We start from the raw sequence: 416 nt of genomic DNA, 5'->3' as shown, positions 1-416 counted from the left end.
TTGCGCCACATGGACCACGTAATCGAAGCCGGCTCAGGCCGAGAATACGTTTGAGGTGGGCGAAGAGCATTTCGACCTTCTTCCTGAGCTTCATCGCAATCGCGTATGCATCCGTTTTGGCCAGATCCCTGGCAACTTGACGGGCATCTTCGTGTTCTTCACGCGTGATCGATCTGGCGTCGGCATTGGGGCAGCACTTCGGCTTGGATGGGCAAACCTGACAGGTCAGCTTCAGCGCACGATACTTCGCAGTGCCCTTGCCCGTCGGACCCCGGTCCGGATCGGAATAATTCCGGCGGAACTGCTTGAGCGCGTGCCCCTCGGGGCAGATGTATTGGTCGTTCTGCGCATCCCAGTCGAAATCTGTGCGTGTCCAGGTCCCATCGGGGCGTCCGGCCTTGTCGATCACAGGGATG

Annotated in this window: 1 protein-coding gene; it reads right to left on the bottom strand. The window is 59.1% G+C overall.

Translation table 11 applies throughout. The features are described 5' to 3' along the window. The coding region (locus tag GZH79_RS17510; protein WP_211645066.1) for a transposase at nucleotides 1-416 on the bottom strand (416 nt) is incomplete at both ends.

The sequence above is a fragment of the Loktanella sp. SALINAS62 genome (assembly GCF_018263905.1).
Taxonomy (GTDB): domain Bacteria; phylum Pseudomonadota; class Alphaproteobacteria; order Rhodobacterales; family Rhodobacteraceae; genus Loktanella.
This window is presented reverse-complemented; position numbering and strand designations above follow the sequence as displayed.